Source organism: Providencia sp. PROV223, from assembly GCF_028479245.1.
In the GTDB taxonomy this organism is placed as follows: domain Bacteria; phylum Pseudomonadota; class Gammaproteobacteria; order Enterobacterales; family Enterobacteriaceae; genus Providencia; species Providencia rettgeri.
The window spans coordinates 90438-116007 of record NZ_JAMPNG010000002.1 but is presented as its reverse complement, the minus strand read 5'-3'; the positions used below and the strand labels follow the sequence as shown (position 1 = coordinate 116007).

24 protein-coding genes are annotated in these 25570 nt (G+C 40.8%); 3 read left to right on the top strand and 21 right to left on the bottom strand.

Annotated elements, in window-relative coordinates:
- Positions 1-2: 2 nt before the first annotated feature.
- The 4 genes from PR767_RS03355 to PR767_RS03340 all read right to left on the bottom strand — a co-directional run bounded on the left by PR767_RS03355 (position 3) and on the right by PR767_RS03340 (position 4674).
- Positions 3-992, bottom strand: a complete 990-nt coding sequence (locus PR767_RS03355) for an ABC transporter permease (protein ID WP_004259203.1) — start codon at positions 990-992, stop codon at positions 3-5.
- Positions 985-2502, bottom strand: coding sequence for a sugar ABC transporter ATP-binding protein (locus PR767_RS03350; protein ID WP_004907876.1), 1518 nt, complete (start codon positions 2500-2502; stop codon positions 985-987). Before PR767_RS03350 ends, PR767_RS03355 begins: the two co-directional genes overlap by 8 nt.
- 157 nt (positions 2503-2659) lie before the next feature.
- The gene (locus PR767_RS03345) at positions 2660-3652 is read right to left on the bottom strand and encodes a substrate-binding domain-containing protein (RefSeq protein WP_036958239.1); all 993 of its coding nucleotides are present in this window, start codon (positions 3650-3652) and stop codon (positions 2660-2662) included.
- 209 nt (positions 3653-3861) lie between these two features.
- Positions 3862-4674 (bottom strand): DeoR/GlpR family DNA-binding transcription regulator, encoded by an 813-nt coding sequence (locus PR767_RS03340; protein ID WP_004907878.1) that lies wholly within the window; start codon positions 4672-4674, stop codon positions 3862-3864.
- Between the two features lie 455 nt (positions 4675-5129).
- On the opposite strand from PR767_RS03340, the gene araD reads away from it, so the two are divergent.
- Positions 5130-5828 (top strand): L-ribulose-5-phosphate 4-epimerase, encoded by a 699-nt coding sequence (gene araD / locus PR767_RS03335; protein ID WP_004907879.1) that lies wholly within the window; start codon positions 5130-5132, stop codon positions 5826-5828.
- Positions 5829-6022: 194 nt separating this feature from the next.
- Here araD and PR767_RS03330 read toward each other — a convergent pair whose 3' ends face one another.
- From PR767_RS03330 to PR767_RS03300, 7 genes are all read right to left on the bottom strand, one after another.
- Positions 6023-7066 (bottom strand): tyrosine-protein phosphatase, encoded by a 1044-nt coding sequence (locus tag PR767_RS03330; RefSeq protein WP_109912665.1) that lies wholly within the window; start codon positions 7064-7066, stop codon positions 6023-6025.
- 13 nt (positions 7067-7079) lie between these two features.
- Positions 7080-7910: a PTS system mannose/fructose/sorbose family transporter subunit IID gene (locus PR767_RS03325; RefSeq protein ID WP_272519882.1), complete on the bottom strand. Its 831-nt coding sequence runs from the start codon at positions 7908-7910 to the stop codon at positions 7080-7082.
- Positions 7907-8698: a PTS mannose/fructose/sorbose/N-acetylgalactosamine transporter subunit IIC gene (locus tag PR767_RS03320; RefSeq protein ID WP_004907885.1), complete on the bottom strand. Its 792-nt coding sequence runs from the start codon at positions 8696-8698 to the stop codon at positions 7907-7909. The genes PR767_RS03325 and PR767_RS03320 overlap by 4 nt, the downstream gene beginning before the upstream one ends.
- A 49-nt stretch (positions 8699-8747) precedes the next feature.
- Positions 8748-9221: a PTS system mannose/fructose/N-acetylgalactosamine-transporter subunit IIB gene (locus tag PR767_RS03315; protein ID WP_004907887.1), complete on the bottom strand. Its 474-nt coding sequence runs from the start codon at positions 9219-9221 to the stop codon at positions 8748-8750.
- Between the two features lie 9 nt (positions 9222-9230).
- Positions 9231-9662 (bottom strand): PTS sugar transporter subunit IIA, encoded by a 432-nt coding sequence (locus tag PR767_RS03310; protein ID WP_109912663.1) that lies wholly within the window; start codon positions 9660-9662, stop codon positions 9231-9233.
- Positions 9663-9849: 187 nt separating this feature from the next.
- Complete coding sequence (locus PR767_RS03305; RefSeq protein ID WP_109912662.1) at positions 9850-10701, bottom strand: MurR/RpiR family transcriptional regulator; 852 nt, start codon at positions 10699-10701, stop codon at positions 9850-9852.
- A 223-nt stretch (positions 10702-10924) separates the two neighbouring features.
- A complete protein-coding gene (locus PR767_RS03300) occupies positions 10925-12418 on the bottom strand; it encodes a UxaA family hydrolase (protein ID WP_004907892.1) in 1494 nt (497 codons plus the stop codon).
- Positions 12419-12655: 237 nt separating this feature from the next.
- On the opposite strand from PR767_RS03300, the gene exuR reads away from it, so the two are divergent.
- Positions 12656-13417 carry a transcriptional regulator ExuR gene (gene exuR / locus PR767_RS03295; protein WP_004907894.1) on the top strand — a complete coding sequence of 254 codons (762 nt, stop codon included), beginning with the start codon at positions 12656-12658 and terminating at the stop codon, positions 13415-13417.
- On the opposite strand, the gene PR767_RS03290 is transcribed toward exuR, so the two are convergent.
- The 3 genes from PR767_RS03290 to PR767_RS03280 form a co-directional block, all read right to left on the bottom strand.
- Positions 13418-14152 (bottom strand): Crp/Fnr family transcriptional regulator, encoded by a 735-nt coding sequence (locus tag PR767_RS03290; protein ID WP_004907896.1) that lies wholly within the window; start codon positions 14150-14152, stop codon positions 13418-13420.
- A 166-nt stretch (positions 14153-14318) separates the two neighbouring features.
- A complete protein-coding gene (locus PR767_RS03285; protein ID WP_042851501.1) occupies positions 14319-15629 on the bottom strand; it encodes an MFS transporter in 1311 nt (436 codons plus the stop codon).
- Between the two features lie 249 nt (positions 15630-15878).
- Complete coding sequence (locus PR767_RS03280) at positions 15879-16991, bottom strand: mandelate racemase/muconate lactonizing enzyme family protein (RefSeq protein ID WP_004907900.1); 1113 nt, start codon at positions 16989-16991, stop codon at positions 15879-15881.
- A gap of 328 nt (positions 16992-17319) precedes the next feature.
- Between PR767_RS03280 and PR767_RS03275 the strand changes: the two genes are divergently transcribed.
- Positions 17320-18639 (top strand): polysaccharide deacetylase family protein, encoded by a 1320-nt coding sequence (locus tag PR767_RS03275; RefSeq protein WP_272519881.1) that lies wholly within the window; start codon positions 17320-17322, stop codon positions 18637-18639.
- A gap of 34 nt (positions 18640-18673) precedes the next feature.
- Here the strand turns inward: PR767_RS03275 and PR767_RS03270 are convergent, their stop codons facing one another.
- Genes PR767_RS03270 through PR767_RS03240 form a run of 7 tightly spaced genes read right to left on the bottom strand, consistent with a single transcriptional unit; the run spans position 18674 to position 25568 of the window.
- Entirely contained in the window at positions 18674-19777 is a 1104-nt protein-coding gene (locus PR767_RS03270) for a fatty acid desaturase family protein (RefSeq protein ID WP_004907904.1), read from the bottom strand.
- Positions 19767-20891, bottom strand: coding sequence for a sterol desaturase family protein (locus tag PR767_RS03265; RefSeq protein WP_272519880.1), 1125 nt, complete (start codon positions 20889-20891; stop codon positions 19767-19769). Before PR767_RS03265 ends, PR767_RS03270 begins: the two co-directional genes overlap by 11 nt.
- Complete coding sequence (locus PR767_RS03260) at positions 20884-21498, bottom strand: phosphatase PAP2 family protein (RefSeq protein ID WP_272519879.1); 615 nt, start codon at positions 21496-21498, stop codon at positions 20884-20886. Before PR767_RS03260 ends, PR767_RS03265 begins: the two co-directional genes overlap by 8 nt.
- On the bottom strand, positions 21495-22775 hold the full coding sequence (locus PR767_RS03255; RefSeq protein ID WP_272519961.1) for a F390 synthetase-related protein: 1281 nt from the start codon (positions 22773-22775) through the stop codon (positions 21495-21497). The genes PR767_RS03260 and PR767_RS03255 overlap by 4 nt, the downstream gene beginning before the upstream one ends.
- Positions 22769-23572, bottom strand: a complete 804-nt coding sequence (locus PR767_RS03250; protein WP_272519878.1) for an MBL fold metallo-hydrolase — start codon at positions 23570-23572, stop codon at positions 22769-22771. Before PR767_RS03250 ends, PR767_RS03255 begins: the two co-directional genes overlap by 7 nt.
- On the bottom strand, positions 23566-24573 hold the full coding sequence (locus PR767_RS03245) for an NAD-dependent epimerase/dehydratase family protein (RefSeq protein WP_272519877.1): 1008 nt from the start codon (positions 24571-24573) through the stop codon (positions 23566-23568). Before PR767_RS03245 ends, PR767_RS03250 begins: the two co-directional genes overlap by 7 nt.
- Positions 24570-25568: a 3-oxoacyl-[acyl-carrier-protein] synthase III C-terminal domain-containing protein gene (locus tag PR767_RS03240; RefSeq protein WP_272519876.1), complete on the bottom strand. Its 999-nt coding sequence runs from the start codon at positions 25566-25568 to the stop codon at positions 24570-24572. The genes PR767_RS03245 and PR767_RS03240 overlap by 4 nt, the downstream gene beginning before the upstream one ends.
- Between the last annotated feature and the right edge of the window lie 2 nt (positions 25569-25570).

The following is a 25570-nucleotide window of genomic DNA, read 5'->3' as shown; positions in this document are numbered from 1 at the left end:
TGTTAAACAAAACCTACGTCCGTCTCTTTACGTTTTTTGTAGTGAGTAATACAAATCGCAATGAGAATAACCAGCCCAATGACGATATTGACGAAGTAGTTTGAAACACCAATCAGGTTTAGGCCGTTTTTCAAGATACCAATCAGGAAAACGCCCATTAGTGTACCTATCACAGAGCCTCGTCCACCGGATAAACTGGCGCCACCTAATACAGCTGCAGCAAGCACATCCAGCTCTCCGCCCACAAGGGCACTCGGTACCACTTCGCTCATTCGGTAGGTTTGCAACATGCCGCCAATCGCCGCCATTGCACCAAGGTAGCCATAGGCAAACAAGTAAATCACTGAAACACGGATACCAATACGAGATGCAGATTCTTGACTTCCGCCTACAGCGTATAACTGACGGCCGATGTGGGTTTTATTCATCAAAATCCACGTTAAGAAGGCAATGCCAAGCATCACAATTAACGGCAAGCCAACTTGGTAATATTCGCCATCCACTTCAAAAGGCAAGATAGTCACAGGGTCAACCCACCAATCAGGCAAGTCATAAATACTGTGCCCATTGGTTAACCACATCAGCATCCCAAACAGCAGTGATTGCATACTAATGGTGATAATGATCGACACAACATTCAGCGAATAAATCAAAATGGCATTGATTAATCCAAAGGCGATACCGATGATAATCGCTAATGTGATACTGACCGCAGGGCTTGCAATAAAACCTTGTAATAACCAAGTCGCAATCACGTATTGCACTACGGAAGCCACAGCAGCAAACGAAATATCAATGCCCCCAGTGACAAGAACCACAAATAAGCCCAAGGCGAAAATACCCGTCACCGCATAGCTTTCACTGAGGTCGAGTAAATTTTGAATAGTCAGAAATTGCGGGCTCATCAATGTGAAGAACACCACCATGATAAGAATGACCCAAGTCAGCCAGCCTTCGACAGATTGTGGTCGTAATTTTTGCCAATTAGCCATTGATGATTTCCTCCAATTGTTGCTCATTGATGGAATCTGTCACAATTTCTTTGACGATAGAGCCTTGTTTCATATGTAAAATTCTGTCGCAATTGTAATAAGCTTCGGAGGCTTCATCGGTAATTAATAAAATAGAGATACCGACACCTGACAAACGGTGAATGAGTTTGTAAATACTGTCTTTTGCACCGATATCGACGCCAACGGTTGGGGAATCTAAAATCAGTACTTTAGGGCGTGTTAAAATCCATTTGGCAAGTACCACTTTTTGCTGGTTACCGCCTGAAAGTGTTGAAAGGGCGTTATTTGGGTCGGTGACTTTAATATCTAAGTCGGCTATCCACTCTTGTACGATGTCTTGGCACTGTTTTTCATCGATTAAATGCCATGGTGTTTTGAGTCGATCAAGAATCGAAATCACCATATTGTCTGCGATGGATTGCTGTAAGATAGCGCCTAAAGTCAGGCGGTCTTCAGATACATAACCAATACCACGCTTAATAGCGTCGGTGTTATTTTTTAACTTAACAGGCTTGCCTTCGATGAATAATTCGCCGCTGTCTGGATGGGTAATGCCAAACAACGATAGCGCTAATTCGGTGCGGCCTGAACCAAGCAAACCACATAAACCTAATACTTCGCCGCGTTTTAAATTTAAGTTGATATCACGATATTGCCCAGCTCGACTGAGGTTTTTTATCTCGAGTACCGTGCGTCGGTCTTCCGCGTTATTTGGTGGCTTACGTTCATGGACAATGTCTAAGCCAGTCATTAATTCAGTAATTTTGCGTGTAGTTAAGCCTTCAGCAGGCCATGTCCCAATTTTTTGACCATCACGGATCACGGTGATGCGGTCAGAGATCTCTTTGACTTCTTCTAGTCGATGACTCACAAAAACAACGGTAATTCCCTTATCTTTTAGGTAATTAACTGTTGAGAGTAGTTGGTTGACTTCTGTACGGGTCAATGAAGCCGTTGGTTCATCCATAATCACCAGACGTGCATCGGCGACTAAGGCTCGGCAGATAGCAACTTGTTGGCGTTGAGCAATGGGTAAGAATTGTACCGGTGTGTCAGGGTCAATGGTGAAAGCCAACTCATTGAGGATTTCTAACGCTTTTTCGCGCAGTTGTTTTTTGCGAAACCAGCCAAAATAGCCTTTGAGATTCAGCTCAAAAGCGATATTTTCGGCAACGGTTAAATTTGGAAATAACGACAAATCTTGGTAGATAACTTGTACACCTAATTCACGGGCTTTATCTGGCGTCAGCCGATGATAGCTTTTTCCATCAATTTCAATTTTGCTACCGTCATCAGGGGCATAGACACCACTGATGGTTTTAATTAATGTGCTTTTCCCACACCCATTGGTGCCTGCTAAACAGTGCACTTCACCTTTGTTGAGCGTCAAATCGATATTGCGTAATGCACGGTGACCACCGAAGCTTTTGGAAAGGTCTCGCAAGGTAATGAGTGGATCGGATTTGTCAGCTTTTGAGGTGCTTGTCATAAGTACAATTCCTACTGCAAATAAATTGGTGTTGGCTTGTTCGTGATGAGTTCGAGCTGCTGTGTTAGTACAGGCAACTCGAACTCAAAGAACATAAAATTTAATATATTGATAAATATTGTATTTTTGTTGTGAATGTTATTTTAACAGGGTGAAATTACAGACCGACTTCGACTAATTTTTTAGTATTTTCAATATTCAAATTAACGGGGTTATCACTCAAAATGGTGTTACCACTGACTTTGATTTCACCCATATCACCAATAGACACGCCATCTTTAATTTCTTCACCATTCATCATGGCAGTCGCAACCTGTACAAATACTTGTCCTGCGACTTTTGGATTGGAAATATAGCCGCCATCAATTGCACCTTTTTCCAGTAATTTGATGCCTTGGCCTGGCGTAAATGTCCCGAATACACAGGTTTCATCATTTTTGCGGCGTTTATCAATGGCACGGCCTGCACCGATAGGGCCTTGTGAACCAAATGACATGATGCCTTTTAAGTCTTTGTGTTTAGATAATAAATCATTGGCTGTGCGCATTGAGTCATCAACGGATTCGGCAACACCAAAGCGGTCATCGACCATTTGCATTTTCGGGTAATTTGCTTTTTGGTAAGCAATTGCCGCGTCGGCCCATTCGTTCACTAATGGTACTGTCAGGCTTCCCACAAACATGGCATATTTACCTTCTTCGCCCATGCATGCCGCCATATCTCTCATATGGTTAGCCCCCATACTTTGGGTATCAAGTAATTCAAAGTCCCAATCTGCATTTTTTTGGTTTGGTGATTCGTGGGTAATGACTTTAATTCCAGCGTCTTGAGCTCGCTTTAATACAGGTTCAAGAACTTTAGCGTCGTTAGGGACAACGCCAATGACATCTACTTTTTTGGCGATTAAATCTTCGATAGCACGAACTTGTTCTGCAGGGTCAGCGGTTGTTGGGCCAACTTGGAAGGCGTTTACTCCCAGTTTTTTGCCTTCTTCAGTAATACCTTGTTCCATAACATTAAACCAAGGAATACCACCGACTTTCACGACGACACCCATGGTAAAGGGCTTTTGTGCTTTTTGTGATTCAGCCATCGCGACATTTGAAAATAGTGCAACGCTCATTAAACAAGGTAAAACTAGCTTCTTCATGTTCATAGTTGTATTCCTTAGTGTAGATGGATACTAAATCAAGAATTTTCATTTTTAGAAATAATGAATTTCTCATATTTAGATATGCCTATAATTAAGTGCTAGGAATTATGAGTAAATAATATCCCTGCACTTATTTAATACAGAAAATAAAATGGAACTTATTATTTTTACTTACATTACAGCTATATAATTTTTATTTTTATAAATTATTTGTCACACTCGATAATTTTAAGATTAGAGAATTGTTTTTGAAAATTATTATCATTTAGTTTGTTTGTAATTAATACGTCAATATCATCAAATGTACAAACCTGACTAAATGCATACTTTCCTAATTTACTATTATCCGCGAGCAAAACTTTATTTTCAGAAACCTGTAACATAATATTTTTTAATTTTGAGTTTATTTCACTGCCATCGCGAATACCATTTTCGATATTGAATCCTTGGCATGAAAGAAATAAGGTTTTTATCTGAAAGCTACGAATAATACTTTCTGCAATTGGGCCATGAAAATCATCATGACGTTCTGAATATTCCCCACCAATACCAATAACACGAACTCGGTCACGGCAGGCCAATGCTTGGATAATTTTGACCGAGTTTGTCACCACAGTGATGTCGATATCGGGTATTTGCCGTGCTAGAAACCAGCAAGTACTGCTGTTATCTAGCATAATACAGTCACCAGGCTGAATTAATTTTAGTGCAGCCTTCGAAATTTTCATTTTGGCATCAGGATGCTCTTCAGTTCTTTTACGAAAAGACTCTGCGCCATCAACCATTTGACTGAGTTTGACCGAAGATGGCATAACATTCACCATCGGCATTTCTTCTTGGTCGATGGCCACCGCGCCTCCAAAGCTACGGATGATCCTATTTTCTCTCTCAAGAGTCGTTAAATCGCGACGAATAGTTTCTTGAGACACGAGACATAATTGAGCTAAATCACGTACCAACGCCGAACCATTCTGCGAAACATGAGAACATATTAATTTATGGCGTTCGGCTTGTAACATATTTAGCTCCTATTATTTCCACGGTATTCATTCTGCCCGTGTTGCTTTTTTTTTGTCGTGATTGGATTCAAGTAATCTCTTTTTGAAAAAAACAAAGCCGATTAAAGTGACTTTGATCTTCATTTTATGAATTTATAATAATTTTATTACATAATAATTAGACTCATATCACCATATTGGCGGTGTCTTTTTGTTTTTCTCACAATAAACAAAAAATATTGGGCTAACTCGGTCAATTAACCACATCTTGGTGGTGACTTTATTTGACTGAATGTAACCGATTATGCCTGAGTTAGGCTGTTTTGTTGCGAATTTGTAAAGTGAGGTGCTTTTTAAATGGCCTAAATCTGTTTACCTTAATAGGTAGATATAGGTTATCAACACACAAAAAACATCACCATAATAAATTTTTGTTGTTGATATTAAAGCATATTTTAGCAAACTAGGGAGTTGTTATGTTAGAACAATTGAAACAACAGGTTTTTGAAGCGAATCTCGCCTTACCCAAACATAACCTAGTAACTTTTACTTGGGGTAATGTGAGTGGTATTGACCGTGAAGCTGGGTTAATGGTGATAAAACCTTCTGGCGTTGACTATGAAACCATGAAAGCAGAGGACATGGTGGTGGTCTCGTTGGAAAGTGGAGAGGTGGTAGAAGGGAAATATCGCCCTTCTTCAGATACTGACACGCATTTGGCGCTGTACCAAGCATTCCCTGAAATTGGCGGTATTGTTCATACTCACTCCCGTCATGCCACTATTTGGGCTCAAGCAGGGCAGCCATTGAGTGCCTTAGGGACAACCCACGCTGATTATTTCTATGGTGAAATCCCTTGTACCCGTAAAATGACAGAAAGTGAAATTGAAGGGGAATATGAAAGAGAAACAGGCCATGTGATCATCGAAACCTTCAAGGAAAAAGGGCTGTCAGCAAAAGATATTCCAGCGGTATTAGTGAATAGCCATGGCCCATTTGCTTGGGGAACAAGCCCCGATAATGCAGTGCATAATGCCGTGGTATTAGAAGAAATTGCCTATATGAATTTATTTACCCGTCAATTAAGTTCACAAATAGGTTCAATGCAACAAGTATTATTAGATAAACATTATTTACGTAAACACGGTAAAAATGCGTATTACGGGCAAAAATAAAGCAGTTAAAAATTTATTGAATAAAACTGGCGAATAAAAGTAATTATTGATTTTATAACCAATAACGGATTTTTTCGTCAATAAAATAGCCACAATAAATAGGCTATGTGGCTATTTTACTATTTATTAAATACAGCCATCACTCAGGTTTATTTTATTAAGCCTGTGGTTGTTTATATAACAAGTGAATTTATTTAAACTAAGTATATTTCTCTAAGTTGCTTAATATCATTATTTGTGAATTTAAGTTCATTTTTAATATAGTTTTCTACAGAGCCGGATATTTCTTCCATCGTATTAAATACCTCTATAATAAATGATTCTTGAGTATCAATCAGTGAAAGTAAATAATCCAGTACATTTTTGTCTTGAGTTATTTTCCGATATCCTGCCATTTTAATTTCGTTACGTTCAAGCCGGTTAAAATGGGTGAGCATATAGTCCTGCACAATGGTTTCTTTCGGAACACCTAACATGGAAAGTACCAGTAATGCGCCATAACCGGTTCGATCTTTTCCGCCGCGGCAATGCTGAATATTTGGGGCATTATGACTATCTAATAAGACTTCTATCATTTGCTTAAAGGCGGATTTTGACTTATCACTCACTACAAATTGGCGATATTGTTCTAATATTTGTAACCCATCGCCGTTAATCATCTCTTTCGGAATATGCTGGATAACACTTTCGATTAACGCTTTATCTTCATTATCTGGTGATGCGGCAAATTGTGCTGCTAATTCAGCAGTTTGAGCCGTTGCATCAAGATGGTAGGTTTTCTTTTCACCAACATGGCAATTGGGCGATTTATTAATTTCATTTTGAGTACGATAATCGATAATGCTGTTAATCCCTAGATGGGAAATATAATTTACCGCTTGTTCATTCAAATTAAATAGATGGTTGGAACGGTATAACATTCCCCATTTCACCTGTTTTCCGTCTGTTGTGGTATAACCCCCAAAATCACGGAAGTTATTTAATCCCTCAATAGGTAATGTTCTTTCAGCGAATAATTTACGTCCATTGGCATTTTGTAAAATAAAATAGATGCGTTGTTTAGCATTTAATGGGTCTTGAACTGTAATGGTATTCTCTAATTTATCTGTAATGAAATTCTCAGGATAAACCTGAGTATCAGGTTTATCCGTCCAATATAATGCCAGAGGAGAGGATGGAATTTCACTAAACTTTATTTCGAGTGTTGATTCATTCACTCTGTTGACTTCGATTTCCATATATTTCCCTTTATCATCCTAAAATTCCGAACACGGAACAAACAACACCTAAAACCATAATGGCAACAATGAGTGCAACGGTATGTTTTCCTTGAAATTTACGAACAAGGAAGAAAATACCGAGTGCAAAGAGAAGGGTGAGTAAGTTAGGTATTACCTTATCAAACATCTCTTGTACTTTGATAGATTGTTCACCGACGGCGATGGTTAGCGGAGTGGAAAGCTTGACGGTCGTCGCTATCAAGGAACCTAGGACCATGACCCCGACAACGTTCGCTATATTAGTAATTCGCTGAATAATATTTGATTTTTTCGATTGCTCGATTAAATCAACGCCTTTGTTATAGCCATAATGAATAAAGAAATATTTGGTACCGATATTGACGATATTAAACAGAATAAACATTAATATAGGGCCGATAATATTACCTTGCAGCGCAAATGCGGCTCCGATGCTGCCGCAAATGGGCAGCCATGTAAATTTTAATAAGCTATCACCAAGACCTGCAAATGGCCCCATCAAACCAGCTTTTACAGAAATGACTGCCTCTTTTTCTTCTTCTGTTGTTTTTTCTTCTAATGCTGCGGTGACACCGAGAATTAATGCACCTGCGTTAATTTGTGTATTAAAAAACTCGAAGTGGCGTTGCATGGCTTTAATACGTGTTTCTTGATCTGCTTTTTCATAAAGTTTATCGAGAACGGGTACCATACAATGAGCAAAACCAATTGTTTGCAGTTTTTCGTAGTTGTATGAGAATGACATGGTTTGAATTCGCCAAAACATACTATTAAGCTCTTTTTTCGTGAGTTTTTTATTTTCAGAGGTGGTTATTTCACTCATAGGTCATACTCCTCTTCTTCATTTTTATGGGAAGTTGGTGCTGTTTTTTCTTCTGGTGTTTGGCGCAAGCTGTTGGCAAATGCCATGTCATAAAGCACAGCAAATGCCAGAGCGATAAAAGTAATTGGGATAATTGGTAGTTTTAAATAGGTTGTGAGCATAAAACCGAGCAGAAAGAAAAACCACATTCTGCCTTTAAGTAACATGAGTAACAGAATACAGATACCGACAGCAGGGATTAGTTTAGATGCGACACCCATACCGGTAAGAATACTTTCAGGTACGGCATTTAATATGCTATTGACTAAGTCACTACCAAAATAAACCGCAATAAAGCAGGGAATGGCACGAATAAAAAACCACAGTGGCGTCGAGAAATAATGCACTTTTGTTAGGCCACTGTAGTTGCCATCAAGAATGGATTTACTGGCCCAGACATTTAAAAAACTAGCAAAAGAACGCCAGATAATCAGTAATTGCTGACATAGAATAGAGACTGGTACGGCAAGGGCGATACCCGCTGCAATTCCGCCATTGGAAGCAATACCGAGCGCAACTCCAATAATTGAACCGGCGATAATATCGGGTGCAGAATAAGCACCAACATTACCAATTCCCATCCACATTAATTCTAATGTGGCGCTAATGGCTAACCCTTGAACCATATCGCCCATGATAATACCGGCCACAGTACCGGTGAGTAATGGGCGTCTTAGCATTTGCGGACCGACATCATCCAATGAGCAAATACCTGCCCAAATCGCAATTAAAATGGCCTCTACCAACATAATAATAGGCTCCTCACTTATTGAGTGAAAATAAGTATGATTAGATGAATTAATTGAGTAATGTTTTTAATTCAACAATGGGATCTTTAGGAACCATTTGAATTTCAACAGTAATGTTATTGTTGATGAGCGACCTAAAGGCTTGTTCTTCATCCGGTGTCACAGCAACCGCACGAGATAAATTACGACGGCCTTCTTGCATACGCATTCCGCCGACATTCAGTTTTTCCAATTTTAAGCCACTTTCGACGAGCCTATTCACATCAATACTGTTAGTAAACAGCAACATAGTGCGGCGTTTAATTTCTGCTTTTTTTAAGACTTCAATGAATTTATCGACACCAAAAACGACGACTTTTAGATCTGGTGGCGCCGCCATAGTAAGAACGGATTGTTGAACGGTGTCATTGGCAACTTTGTCGTTGACGATAATCACCTGCTCAATATCAAAATTTTTAACCCAAGTAGTAATAACTTGGCCGTGGATAAGTCTGTCATCAATTCGGGCAACATTAATTGGCATGGGATTCTCCTAAAGTTCGCTATCGTTTTGTGCTAATGGTTTAAGTTGTTCACCGACATTAATGCAACTATCAGGGAATACATCATTAATGACTTGATGAAGTTCATGTAAAGGAAGGTCTCGGTTGCTGAGTATTTCGAGAAAAGTCGGAACGTTAATTCCGCAGTACAGCACGACATCATTTTGAGTAATAACGAGCTCACTGGCTAAATTGCAAGGAGAACCGCCTAATAAATCGACCAAAATTAAAACGCCATTGCCTTTATTAACATGCTGATATGTTTCAAATAAATGTTTTTTTACCTCATTAATATTGCTTTCTCTTTGAATCGAAATCACGCTGATATCTTCTTGCGAGCCGATCAGCATTTCAGCACATTCCAGTAATCCTTGTGCAAAAGGCCCATGGCTAGCCAGTATGATAGGTATTTGAGAGCTCATTTTTTCCCCTTGTATTTATCTTTTTTATTTTAGTAATAAAATTACTTTTATATATTTATTTTAAAGTAACAATATCACAAAAAATAGGAATGAAAAGAGGGAACTCCCTAGAAAGGGTCATTTTTGTGAGCAAGATCGAAGTGGCTACTCAGAGCCACATAGTCGATATTAAGAAGGAGAAAGCTGATCAGTTATTGCTATTTAGACGAGTAAAGCGTTCCGCACGAGTGTTAATTTGTTTTTGAATTCTTTCATCATACTGTTTGATAAATAAGTTAGTAATCAACATATTAATTACAGTGAGTTGGGATATTTTTGAGCGAATGGGGATGATCCTTGAAATATTTTCAGTCGATATTGTATGCAAGATAGTCTCAGCTAAGGTTGATACTGAACTTTGTCCCATTTTTGTGATAGCAATGGTCGGAACTTTCAATTCTCTGGCAAGAGTGAGTAGCTTGATACATTCGTGGTTTTCACCGGAATGAGATATGACAATGACAAGATCGTTCTGATCTAACGTATTCACGATACTAAATTGAATGCTGTAATCAAGGTGACAATTAACATCTTTTTTTATTTTAATTAATTGATATTCAAATTCTTTTGCAACTAATCCACTACTACCAGCACCATAAATTACAATTTTTTTACTCTTGCTAATTAACTCATTTGCTTGCTTAAAGGCATTTAAATTAACCAAAGCACAAGTTTCTTCTATGGATGATTTTTCAATCAGTCCTACTTTGTGATTAACGGTTTCCATCGAGTCATTAATATCAATATCTTCTTGTAATAGGGTGCCGTAAGATTTGTGATTAATCGATGAAATTAAATCAATTTTTAGGTCACTAAAACCTTGGTAGCCTAACTTATGACACAGGCGCAAAATAGTGGTGGTACTGACCTTATTTTCTTGGGCAAGGGATTGAATGCTAATACTTTGCATGTTTTTCTTATTAGCAATAATGTACTCAGCGACTTGTTTTTCTTTGGTGGAAAGGCTGTCTCTGGCCTCTCTAAGTTTTAGGTCTATCATTATTTATCCTGCTAATAAATTAAAATTTGCCATCAAGAAACGGATCCTACCATATCCTAAAAATAGGGAAATGGTGACTTTTCTTTATTGGGTTCATGTCACGATAAATGAATTTATGGCTCAGGATAGAAAGTCAGGTCTGTAGGGAAAATTAATAAATATAAGTAGTTAGTTATATCCCTATTGCTTAACGATGGCCTAAGCAATAGGGAATAGTTTGTTTTTAAAGTGTGACGCCCATTTTGAAAATTGCTAATTCACGAAAGTCATTGATTTCATTTTTGGTGTGCTCACCATTAACGGTTTTCACAACAAGCTGAATGAAGTCATCTAATAACTGATCCATAGATTTTCCTGTTAATAGGGCGCCCGCATTGAAGTCAATCCAATGGGGTTTTTTGGCGGCTAACTCATTATTAGTCGCAATTTTCATGGTGGGAACAAAGCCACCGTATGGTGTACCGCGACCGGTTGTAAATAACACCATATGACAGCCTGCTGCACCTAAGGCACTGGTCGCAATGGCATCATTACCCGGTGCACTTAACAAGTTGAACCCTGGGGTTGTCAGGCGCTCTCCGTATTTTAAAACATCCATTACTTGGCTAGTGCCTGCTTTTTGTGTGCAGCCGAGGGATTTTTCTTCGAGTGTCGAAATACCGCCTGCTTTATTCCCTGGAGATGGGTTTTCATAAATTGGCTGGTCATGGGCAATAAAATATTGTTTGAAGTCATTGATCATATTGACCGTTTTCTCAAACGTCGGTTCATCATGGCAGTGGTTCATTAGAATTTGTTCCGCGCCAAACATTTCAGGGACTTCCGTTAACACCGTGGTTCCGTTATGGCTGACTAAAAAATCAGAAAAACAGCCCAACAGTGGGTTAGCGGTGATGCCTGAAAGCCCATCAGATCCACCACATTCAAGGCCAAATTTCACTTCACTCAGTTTGCCTGCTTCACGTTTGTCCTGCTGTACGAATTGATAAAGCGTATTAAGGTGCTCGACACCGGCTTCAATTTCATCATCTAATTGTTGGCATACCATGAATTTTACACGTTCATCATCATAGTCACCTAATGTTTCTTTAAAGGCGGCTACTTGATTGTTTTCACAGCCTAAGCCAATGACTAGAACACCACCTGCGTTAGGGTGCTTAACCATATCTTGTAAAATAGTACGCGTTGTTAAATGGTCATCACCGAGCTGGGAACATCCTAAAGTATGGTTATACAGATAAACGCCATCAATATCAGAAGCACCATGATGTTGTTTATTAAAGCGCTCGATCATTTTTCTAGCGAGTGCATTCACGCAGCCAACGGTTGGGATCACCCAAATTTCATTGCGGATCGCGACATCACCGTTTGCTCGACGATAGATTTGCACATCTGGATCCGGCCGTGTAGCGGTAATTATGTTGTGTTCAGGGTGGTATTCATATTCATTTAAGGCACTTAAATTAGTCGCTGTATTATGTGTATGAATATGCTCGCCAACGGTTATTTTCGTTGTTGCGTGGCCGATAGGCGCACCATACTTCATGACATTTTCACCCGCTTCAATCGTATCTAGGGCAATTTTATGGCCGCGACCGATGTCCTGCTTTAATGTCACGGATTGGCCATCAACGCTGACAGTATCACCCGAGAGTCTATCGATTAAGGTAATGGCGACATTGTCATTCGGATGTATTTTTATTATATCTTTTATCATATTGCATTCTCTGGGTTGAAAATCGGATTCAGTGCGATCGGCCACTTAGTGTCGATTTTTGGGTTGTCTAAATTTCAAACATTATACGATCTGGTTTATAACTTTTAAAGATGTTATACCAATTTATTGTGATTTATTTATGGGAGCACTTCTATTTCACCCATCACCATAAAATTTCGTTATACTGTGAGGCATTAGTGGCCAATGAGTCGGGTTGTTATATGAAAGGAGAAAATAATGAGCTCACAAGAGAGTGAACCGCGCCTATACCAACAAGTTGCGGCTCTGGTCAAAGAACGCATCGAAAATGATGAATACCCAATTGGCACTAAATTGCCTGCAGAACGGTTACTTGCTGATGAAATGAAGGTGAGCCGTACGGTGATCCGCGAAGCTATCATTATGTTAGAAGTGGAAGGATATGTGGATGTACGCAAAGGATCTGGCATACACGTCATCAGTAATCGGTCTAATAACTCAGTCAATACAGAAACCGGATTAGAATTTAGTCGTTGTGGGCCATTTGAGCTATTACAAGCAAGGCAACTGATTGAAAGCCACATAGCCGAATTTGCCGCAAGCCAAGCCACGAAAGAAGATATTTTAAAATTGGTTGATATTCAAAAGCATGCCCGTAAAGAGGATCGTTTTCGTGACTCAACATGGGATCTTGCCTTTCACATGCAAATTGCCGCGTCGACCCATAACAGTGCGATGGTGGTAATTGTTGAGCAAATGTGGAGCCAACGCTTACGTAATCCTTACTGGCTCAAGCTTCATGAGCACATTGATAACCGTTCGATTGAGAGCTGGTGTGATGAGCACGACCAAATTTTACAGGCGTTAGCGCGTCGAGACCCGAAAGGGGCGCGGCAAGCCATGTGGCAACATTTGGAAAATACCAAAAAAATGTTGTTCAATGCGACCAGTGATGACTTTGAATTCACTATGGATCGCTACTTCTTCGCAGATAGCCCAACGATGGATGATAACAGCTAGTTATTCTTCATCATCCTCAGAGATCTGCTTCAGCGCGGGGAGATTAACTAAAATAATTTTCCCGTATTTTGCATCAATCCAACCGAGTTTTTCCCATGCAACTAAACGCTTATTGATAGTTTGCCGTGTGGTATTAATGATGGTCGCCAAGTCATCTTGTGTCAGGTATAGGCTCAATTGAATCCCCTTTTCATGAGGTTCACCATAACCTTCCGCTAAGCTCAATAAGCGCTTGGCCAGCCGGGCGGAAACAGACAATAAGGCGCTGTCATTGATAATGGTAAAGGCGTTACGAATCACTTTGCAGAGCAAAATATTCAGAAATTGGTAAAAAACGGGGTGCTTTTCCAAGATCATGGCTAAATCTTTCGGTGATATCGTCAGTAAAATGGTTGGGCTGATTGCTTTAGCGTCATGGGTGCGCGCTGACTTATCTAGCATGGCAATTTCGCCAAACCAATTGCCAGGTGAAAGATAGCGAAATACACATTCACGGCCATCTGAGGATATCGAACTCACTTTTACTGAGCCTTGAATCACCGCATATAAACCACGTGCAGGGTCACCTTGATAGTGAACCATTTCACCATCAGGATAGAAGCGTAATGTGGCGCATGTCATTAAGATGGAAATTAAATAATCGGGTAAGTTACTAAACCAACTATTTGTTTTTAATATTTCAAGAATACTTTCATGCGTTAGAACTAATTGACTGTTTTGTACCGCAATGTTCATCTGAATGCTCCCTGCATGATTAGCTGACTTTATCATGACATTTGGTAGGGTTATGTTCAATCATGAACCGCCGTAATATTCGAATAAACCTCACTAATAAGAAATAGAGTAATAGAAAACCCGAGCCATTTATTGTGGCTCGGGAGGGGATTCAAAAGATCATTAATTAATCTTCAAATCGTTTTTCAATACCTAATCTTCTTAATGTCAGAATCAACAGACCACCGATAAAGGCGACTAAAGCGATAAAATAGAGCCCTGCACGGGCAGACTCAAAGGTGGTTTCTGCCCACACTCTTAAGTTTGGTGCCACAAAGCCACCTAAGTTACCCACAGAGTTAATCAGGGCGATTCCTGATGCCGCAGCGGTACCGCCTAAGTATGCAGATGGGAAGCTCCAATACAGAGGTTGCATAGCTAAGTGGCCTGCTGCTGCGACACATAACGCAATAATGGCAATAACTGGAATGCTATCGAATAAACCAGAAACAGCGATCCCTGCAGCCCCTAACATAAAGGTAATGGCAGCAACTTTACGGCGTTCTTTTAGACGTTCTGAAATACGAGGAACGTAGTAAACTGCAATGGCTGCACACAGTGGTGGTATGGCGGTGACAAAGCCTACTAGTATGCCGACTTTACTGCCTAATAATGTACCAATTTGGGTTGGTAAGAAGAAATAAATACCGTAACCACAGACTTGAACGGTAAACCAAATCAGACACAGGTAGAGAACACGCATATCTAATAATGCTCTCAGGGCACCTTTCGGGCTATGACCTGCTTTGGCGTCTTCTTCCAAAGCTAATTTAGCGGAAAGTGCATTTTTTTCCTCAGCCGTCAGCCATTTGGCTTTTTCTGGGCGGTCATCAAGGTAAAAGAATACCCAAATCCCGACAATAGATGCCAATAAGCCTTCTACGACAAACATTAACTGCCAGCCGTATAAACCGAAGGCAAATGAAGTTCCTTCTAGTGACAGGAGTGAGCCTGATAATGGGCCCCCAATGATAAATGCCAGTGGTGCACCAAATAAGAAGTAGCCTGTCACCCGTGCCCGGATATTTTGTGGGAACCAGAAGGTTAAATACAAAATAACCCCCGGAAAGAAGCCAGCTTCACTGACACCAAGCAAGAAGCGCAGCACAATAAAGGTGGTTTCATCATGGGCAAACATCATGGCGGCAGAGACTAGCCCCCATGTGACCATAATGCGCGATAGCCATACTCGAGCACCAATGCGGTACAGTAGAATATTACTTGGCACTTCAAACAGTGCGTAGCCGATAAAAAAGATCCCTGCGCCAAATGCGTATGCAGCGTCACTTAACCCAGTCGTTAACTGAAACTCTTGTTTTGCGAAACCAATATTAGAACGGTCTAAATAAGCCAATATGAACATTAATACCACCATTGGTATTATTTTTCGTATTGCTTTGCTGGTAGCCGATGATAAATGATCCGTATTGGTGGACATGGTTCACCCCAGTTTTTTGTAAGATAGTAATGTTATCTATTCATTTTTATTATGTGTTTAGCCCGCCGCTGAATAACCAGCAGAGTAGAGTATAGAGCTAAAATACTCGCCATACTTCAAGTTGCAGTGTTGTTGACCGCATCATGAATTATTTAGAGTGTAAATAAGTAATTTAAAATGAATAATTCTTGTTATTAATTTCCCTTTTTCATGTTGTTAGAAATGAAATATTGAAAAAGGGAATGATCATTATTTCACGTTAAATTTAGCTAATGCTTCAGGTTTTAACGTTGTACCTGCCCCAGGCGCGGTTGGTGTGGTATAAACACCATCAATAACTTCGACCGGGTCAACAAAGCAGTCCAGCGTCCAAGGAATGAATTCTAGTAAAGAGCAGGCTGGATGCGCCATGACCAGATGCAATTGTGCCTGCATCATATCGCCATGGTGTGGTGTCACCGGTAAATTAAAGGCCATACCTAAATCAGCAATTTCCCATACTGCTGTTAAACCACCACAGCGTGTGGCGTCAGGTTGTAAGTAATCAACGGCACCTGCCAAGACAAATTCCTTAAACGAATCATTGTGATAAAGTAATTCACCTAATGCGATAGGTGTGTCCATATAAGCGGCAAGTTGTTTATGGCTGGCGACATCATCATGCCACAACGGCTCTTCAAACCACTTAATATTAAAATCATTTAAACGGTGGCCATATTGCTTGGCTATACTGATATCCCACTTACCATTCGCATCTACCATTAAGTCGATATCATCGCCAATTGCGTGGCGAACCGCTTCAATACGTTGTAGATCTTCGCGTGGGTCTGGTTTGCCAATCTTCATTTTTATTGCTTTGAAGCCTTCTTCGAAGATCATTTTTTTACAATCATCGACTAAGTCTTCTTGGCTACGCACTAACCAACCGCAGTCGGTGTTATAGGCGTTAACTTTATTGTGTTTTGAACCGCCAAACAGTTGCCATAACGGCTGATCTGCGGCTTTAGCTTTGAGATCCCAAAGGGCGATGTCGATGGCAGAAATTGCCATTTGCATTAAACCACCGCGACCAACCCAAATATTGGTTGAGCTGCGAGTGAGTTTTCGATGCAAATAACGTACTTCTGTTGGGTCTTCACCGAGTAACATTGGACCGAAAACATCTTCAATAATGGTGGTGATTAACCGGTCGGTAGTGATATCGGCGTGTGTTCCGGTGTGGCCATAGCCGACTAACCCACATTCTGTTTTGATCATGACACCCGGCATTCCCCAATGGGTAATACTGTGAGTTGAGTCACCAATTAGGTCATTAGTGACAGGTACGTGCATGATAAAAGTACTAATTTCTTTTATTTTCATTGTTGTTCCCAGGTGTTGTAAGGTGGTTGAATGCCAATCTAGCAGTGGGAAATGGATTAAACTGTCAAATGATTTACAGATTGTGCCTTGATGGCGCCTTTTACTGATAAATATGAGCTAGATCTCTTTATTTTGTATGATAGATCACGATGGAATATCTAAATTGGTATAACAACTTAAGGGGTTAAGATAACAACCATACATTTTAAGTATTATTTTTCGTGATAATAATGAGAGTGGGACAATAAAAATTTTTATTGGGGTATGGGGTTCAATCTAGAGTAGGTTTAGAATAATTGCGGAAACCCAGCGTTATAGCGGATGAAAAATGTCTAAACGATTACTTTTATTACTGTGTATTTTATTTACGAGCTATCTCCCTCAATCTATGGCTTCTGAAATCGTCAATAATACAGATGATTGGCAGTTGGCAGACATCCCTCCCAAGCTAATTCAAACAAAACAGCCTGAAATTATTTTTGCGATGATTGCTGGAGAAATGCGCGCTGTCGCAGAACTGAACGCAGAACACGGGTTTTACGCTTATTCTCCCTCAGGGGATTATTGTGCGATGCAGTTTGGCAATGACTACGCATTTGTGAAAACGATATCATTTTCTAACAAAAAGCCGCGCTATGTACCTGAAGTAGATAGGCTAAATGACTTACAAAATCCCATTTATGATTATTTAGTCACACACCAAAAAACAGCGGTATACAACTCAACTCAAAGTAATCGTAAGCAAATAGCCTCTTTATGGGAAAACCTGCGTTATCCTGTGTTAGCGCGAATGATTAAAACGGATAAAACAGGTGAAAAAACGGCATGGTTAACCATTCGTATTGGGGATAGGCTAGGCTATGTGCGTTTAGATGATGTTTCGTTGGATAAAGGCATTCCGATTTTAACTTATCACCATATTCTCAAAGACAATGAAAATAAGCATTTTCGTGAAACATCCACCACGACATTGGTGGAAGCATTTCGCGAACAAATGAATTATTTAAAACAAGCGGGCTACCAAACCCTTTCGCTTGCTGATGTGGAAGATTATTTAAATAAATCTGCAAATCTACCGGGTAAGGCTGTTGTGTTGACATTTGACGACGGTTTAAAGTCAGTTTATCGCTATGCATTACCGATTTTAAGGCATAACCGCCAGCAAGCAACGCTGTTTATTATTTCTTCCCGGATTAAAACGCAGCCACAAAAATGGTCAGCGGATGGCTTACAATTTATGAGTAAGCAAGAAATTAAAGATAGCCGAGACGTTTTTAACATCCAATCTCATACTCACTTTTTGCATCGTTTAGATAACCATAACTCACCAATTTTATTTAGCCGGAAAGAACATACCATTATGTTGGACTTTAAACGGTCGATGAAAATTTTGAGTCGCTTCGAACCGGAACAACGCTATTTAGCCTATCCTTTTGGTGGATATAACTCCGCAGCGATGGACGCGGGGGGAAAAGCTGGCTTACATTTAGCACTGACAACCATTCAAGGAAAAGTCAAATTAGGGGATAACCCATTTGCCCTCAAACGTTTGTATGCTTTTCGGACTGACCCATTAGAGAAATTTGCTCAGATGGTTGGAAATAGTGAAAAAAGCGTCATAAATCAAAATATTATTATCGATAGATAATCAATATAGCGAAGTAAGCACTGGGGTGTTTGGCTCAGTGCTCATCCGCTTGCTTACCCTTTCCCATTTCTTTTAAAAACTTCTGTTGGTAAATAAACAATTCTTTCGCGCTAATACAATGATAATCCATCGAAAACTGCTTGGCAGTTTGCTCAATGATTTTAGCAAGGGCAGGGTAATGGCGGTGGTTCCAATTGGGAAATAAATGGTGTGTAAGATGTAAGTTTAATCCACCTAACCAATAAGTTAACCAACGAGGTGTAGTTTGCCAATCATAAGTGGTTGAAAAAGTGTGAGTATAAAAACCATGCGGCATATTGCCTTCTTTGGGGGGCGTATAAAAAGTCGCTTTCGCCCAATGGGTGCCAAGTATCAATACAACAAATATAAGAGAGGCTAACATTTGGCTAAATAAGTAAGTGAGTAGCAAGGTCGCTAAACTGATATCAGTGATAACAAAAGCGGGTATGACTATCGCCACAATCAAATGCAGTAACTTAGCCAATAAAAATGCTCCAATACCACGACGGCCTTGATGGCGCATATGAGGGGCGACGCGCGTCAAATGAAATCTATCCATCCAATCAAAGAACCAAATGAGTGCAGGGAAAGTCATTGCGGCAATTAATGGCCAATACAGATGCTGAGCTCGCATAAACGGGTACCAGCGCTGATAAGGCGTTTGCCGTAAGACAAAATTTTCTTCGATATCTAAATCATAATGGCGAATATTGGTGTGAGCGTGGTGAAAAATAATATGCCTGACGCGCCAGCATTCAGGATCTAAGCCCAACGGAATAGTGACCCAAAAATTGAGCCAATAGTTGGCTTTGGCCTGCTTGAAAATTGCATTATGGGAAGCATCGTGAACGAGATTAATGGCTAATAATAATGCGAAACAGATAAACAGAGGGTAAAAAATAAAAAATGCCCAAGACGTGTTAGCGCATAATGCTATGCCGTAACTGCCTAGGCAGCACAAAATTAAAACTAGACTTTTTAAATAAAAACGTAAGTCAGCGAACCGATGATCAGCACGCTGTTGTAAATAGTGTTTAGCGGCCATGTTCAATGCTTTTTGGAACGCTTGGTCATGGCGGTGTTGGTAGCCTAGTGGCCTTAGCGGCTCAGGGAACATCTCGCACCTGTATGGGTTTTCGGCCTATACCAAGTAACATTAACAAACTATGCAGCCATAGTGCACTGGTAAAAATAACCCAAAACGGGGTTGTCCATTGCCAAATAAATAAAATACAAATTAGTAGCAAGCAAGCGATGAAAAACCAGCTCATCAGGCCAATTTTACGTCCATCTGAAATACCCGATAGCGCTACAGTACCTAAGGATAATAAGATAAATAAAACCACTTGCTGTTGGGTTGTACCTTGATAACCATAACCATAAATATAGACGTAACCAATAACCAAGCTAAATAGGAGAAGTGTTCCCATTACTAATGCGATTTGGTTTACGCGAAATAATGGTGCGGGTTTTGCTTTGGGTTGGCTGCGACGTTTAATGATATGCCAAAAAGGTAAGTTACTGTCAATAAACGGGTTTTCAGAAGCGGGAGCGCCTTTGATACCAAAATGGTGTTCAGTTTCAGGTAACTTGGAAAATGTGCCAAACAGTTTGTCCCAAAAAATAAAACTGCCCCCGAAATTACGATTGGAATAATGCCCTTCTTTCACATGGTGAACTCTATGGTGCTGTGGCGTTACCATAAATTTCTCCAACCAACCCAAACGCGGGATCAGCGCACTGTGGTTAAAGAATTGAATAGTATAGTGCAATATTGAAACGGTGATAAACACCTCTAAGGGAATCCCCATTAGTGCCAGTAGCATAAAGAATGGGATTGATGTCAGTGATGAATACCACGAATTACGCACTCCTAATGATAGGTTATAGTGCTCCCCTTGGTGATGAACCACATGAACGGCCCATAGAACACGGTAGGTATGGTGCAAGCGGTGTAGCCAGTAAAAACCAAAGTCCCAAGCAAAAATCGCAAACACCCACACCAGTGCGGTTGGCCAGTTTTCAACGAGGTTGAATGAGTAGTGGGTCACGACAAAGCCGTAACAAAAAATTTCTAACCCTCTAAATAACCACAACATAATATGGCCAGAGTTCAGGTTGAACACCAATTCTTGCCAGCTAACGGTTCCTTTTTGCGTTTTGGCGATCACTAAACCTTCTGCGACCACGACCGCTAACATGAAAACAATCGGAAAGGTTAATTCATTCATCAGTGTTTCTCTTTAAGACAAATTTCGCTGTGTGAACAATCAGTAATGCACCACAAGCGGTGAGTGCACCAGTAACCACATCAATAACTAAATGGCGCTTTAGCACCAATACCGAGGCACAAATAGTAATCGCCCAAATAACGGCTAAAACCGTGCGAAATTTTTGTTGTGTTGACCATAATGCATTGAGCACGATGAGAGTCAATGAGACATGTAGAGAAGGTAATAAATTTTGTGGGCTATCAATATTAATCAAAGCAGACAAAGCCTGCCCAGATAAGGCCAATAAATCGTAGTCGTGGTACAGCATAGTCGTGGGGTACCACAAATAGACCGCCCCAGAAACCAGAGCACAGAGCTGCATGGCATACATGAGTGAGTAAGCTTTTTTTAGAGGGCTGAGAAAATACCCAAGTGGGATAAACAGAAAAAAGGAGAGATAAAGCCAGATGGCATCGGGTGAAAATGGGACGGCATTATCCAGCTCACTGGGTGATAAAACATGAGCTTGCCCAGTCACTTGCCCGGTATATTGATAAACAATGCCAACGGTTCCCCAACCGAGTAGGCAATAGATAAAGCGAGTGAATAATTCTCTGCCATTCATTTCGCTTCCTTACGGGTTATACGTCGCTTTTTAACGGAGAGTGTCTGTGTAATAGTGGCAGTGGATAATTGCCAATCTAATTGAGAAATATCAACATGTTGGTTTGTAAAATAGCGTGTTAGCTGTTGCTGGCAGCGGGATAGCTCTGTAAGAGAACATTCAGCCTGTAAATATAATGCGTTGCCTTGCTGGGTTAAGCGAAAGTCAGCAGTAACAGGCAAGTGATTCACAATCACCCGCACACAGGGATCTGCAAAAATAGTCACCATTTTGCCGTTATAGCCCGGAAGTTGAAGCAAATCATCACAGCGACCCTCAATACGTTCAATCGCCATTTCAGGAGAGCCACAAGGGCAAGGTGTATTTTTTACCACTAAAACATCATCGAGTTGATAACGTATGATAGGCTGTGTTTTGCGCGTAAAGTCCGTGATAATGGGTGAAAAACGGTCATTATCAAGCCAATTAGGCTCAATATGCACAAAAGTTTCATTTAAATGCATAGTACCATGAGAACAAGTGCAGCCTAAAAACCCTTCCGTTGCTTGGTAGACTTCCCCTACATGGGAAAAACAACCCTGTAATTTTTGTTTGTCATGAGGTTCTAGTACTTCAGCGACGGAAATTACTTTTTGTACATTTAATTGAATTTTCTGCTGGTTGATGGCGTCAGCAATCGTACATAACACTTGGGCTGGCGCAACGATAATTGAAGGCTGATATTGTTCAAGAGCGCTGAGTTGCAGGTCAAAATCCGCGAAAAGGTCATAAAACCGCAGTGAAATCCAACGGTTATTGACACTTTCATACAGGTTATTATTGGCGCGTAAAAACAGAGCAACACGCTCACCATTAAACAGGCCTTGGGGTAACATTTTAGCTAACATACTGCCAGACCAGACATTTTGTTCTTCTGGGCTGACAACGAAAAGGCCTCGACGGCCCGAAGTTCCAGAGGATAGCCCGACACTGTAGCGCCCCACTTTAGGGGCAAAATCCCGAGATTGTTCACTTTTTTGCGCACATTCTAGAAGTGTTTGGCTTAACAGCCCGGCGGTATTCATCTCATCAAAATTATCCATCATGATTTGTTTATTCATTATGGGGAAATTAGATAATGGCTGATTGATATACCGCTGAAAATAGGGGCTTTTCGCTAATACTTTGCGTTTAAAATGCGCTAAACGTTTTTGTTGATAAGCTTCCAGTTCACCACGGTTACGAAACGTCAAATGACGAGCTCGCCAGTAATGCCAAAGCATCGAAAGGATCACAATAAATCCCCTTCGTGGCACAGTTGGATAACCACATTGCGCTTATCAATTTCATGTAATTTATTCAGTGTTTCATAATAAGCCTGCTTATCATCCATAATAATATTGGCAATTGCCATGGGGCCACGCAATTCGCGGTAATTAGTGGGTGACCAAGCAGCATCACCTGCGAGCAATATCCAGCCTGAGTCAGTTAGTACACACAAACCAATATGCCCTGCGGCATGCCCAGGGAGCGGCACAATCAATAACGTCTTCTGCTGATTAACTGCATAGCCTTCGCCTAAAATTTGCAATTCATTTGGTAGCGCCACCTTGGGGAAACCTTCATAAAATACAGTGCGTTGTTCGAAGTCATTTGGTAATAGTCCACTGACAAAGGCATTTTTCAATGCAGCAAACCCAGTCAAAGGGCGTGTTTTAGCCCAGCCATCTCCTGAACAAATAATGGGGATATTAGGGAAGTCACGTAGCCCCGCGATATGGTCACCATGGAAATGAGATAAAATCACACCATTGATATCATTAGGTTTTAGGCCATCATTAGCCAATTGATTGACAAGGGCATCTTTGCTTTCGAAATACACTGGAGTGACTGCTCGATATAGCCGCATAATGCCATGGCGCGTATGATCATAAAAATGAGTGGCATACCCGGTATCAAACAGCCAACGCTGGTGTTCATCCTCTATCAGCCATGCCCTTGCTGGAAATTTACAAGATTTAAAACTGGCGCCTTTTAACGCGACACAGCCCGGATGTGTGCAATAACCCACTTCATATTGATGAATAGTTAGCATGGGTTCTCCTGTTTTTTCAGCCATTTTGCGGTCAAATGAACACCTTGTTGCATACTATATAAAGGATAGTAGCCCAGCTCTTGCTGTGCCTTTTGGTTATCTAATGTCATGGTGAAATAGGCTGCACCGAGGCTATAGCGTGTGAGTAATGGCTCTTTTCCCGTTAAACGGCCAATGACTTCTAATAGACTGGCAATAGCATACAGCAAAGGGTAAGGGGCTGAACGAATTTCGCACTCTAAATTAAGTTCATTAAACAATTGATTTAATGTCTTTTTTAGTGCTTGTGGCTGTTGGTTGGTAATATTGTAAATGGCTCCGTTAGGGAGTGTTTCTTTGAACGTCGCCAGCTGCATGCTGTGAACCACATTTCCCACATAGGTGAGGTCAAAATGGTTATTTCCCCCATTAGGTAACACCAGTTTTCCCTTGCGTGATTTTATTTGGGTGAGCAAACGCGGTAGCAAAACACGATCATGAGGACCAAATAAGCCACGAGGGCGCAAAATAGTATAACGAGTTGCCGGAAATTGACTAACGCATTGCTCGATCATGGTTTCGGCTAAATACTTTGTTCTGGCATATTGGTTAGCGAAATGTTTATTAACCGTGGACTCATGAATATTTTGCTGGTGGGTGAAATTAAAATAAATGGCAGGGGTGGAAATATGGATAAAGCGTGAGATTTTTGCTTCCCCTGCTGCGATAGCCAATATTTGAGTGGCGTGAACATTTGTTTTTTCAAAATCTTGGCGTTTTCCCCAAGGCGAAGAAAGGGCGGCGCAATGCCAAATAGCATCACAACCCGGCATGAGCATTTTCGCTTCTTCAACGGTGAGTTCAGCTAATTCAACAGCAATAAATGTTGCACCTAATTGACTTAGTTGTTCTCCTGCTTGTTGGTTTCGCCCACAAGCGACCACATCAATGCCTCTTTCAAGTAAGTACTCACTAGCATTGCGTCCCAGGCCACTTGTTGCGCCTGTTACCAATATTTTCATGGCACTAATACCATGGCGCACAGCGCTAACCCAGCAGCAGTACCGATTAACATGGCACTGGGTTTTTCATAGAAACGTCCTGTAATAATGGCTTCATGTAATGCAGAAGGGATGGAGGCCGCAACCTGATTCCCTCGATGTTTATAGATATCGACTAATTGTTCCGTTGTTACCCCGACACGTTGGCGCATATGCTCTAAAGAAAGGTGACTCGCTTGGTGTGGGATCACGGTACCAATTTGCTTAAGCTGTAAACCCGATTCACTGAAAACCTGTTGCATAAAATCTTCAATCAAAGAAGACGCGAGGCGAAACAATTTTTTCCCTTGCATGTGGAACAGGAAGTCATCATCGGTCATACCCGAGCGCGGATTGCATCTTGTACCACCTGCGCGAATTTCACAAAAATCAATGCCTGCAGTATGTGTGGTGTGGGTATAAGAAATAATTCCGCTATTTCCATCTCCTTTTTCCACGACAACACAAGCAGCACCGTCCCCAAAAATCAGTGATGACTCTTTATCCCGCCAGTCAATACCGCGCGAGGCGATATCCGCAGAAACAATCACAATGCGTTGATAAGCGCTGGTGGCTAATAGCCCCGCTGCAATCTGTAACGCAGTGATAAAGCTGATACAACTTGAATTGACATCAAAGCAGGCAATTCCTTGGTTTAAATTCGATTGCTCAAGGATATGCGCTGCTGAACACGGTAGCGCTTGCACTGGGATAGCAGAGGCATTAATCAACATATCAATACTGTTTGGTGGGATATGGTTCGCCTGCAATGCATTTTGAATCGCCTGGGCGGCTAAAAGGGCTTGTGAATCGGTATGACTTGCATGGAAGCGATATTCGATACCTGAATGCTTTTCGACAAACCCTTTTGATTTATTTAACTTTTCATCCAACATGGACGAGAGAATTTTATGCTCAGGAAGTGCCACACCAGAAGCGATAATTTTAAGGGGAGTTATTGACTGGTTACCAGACATAT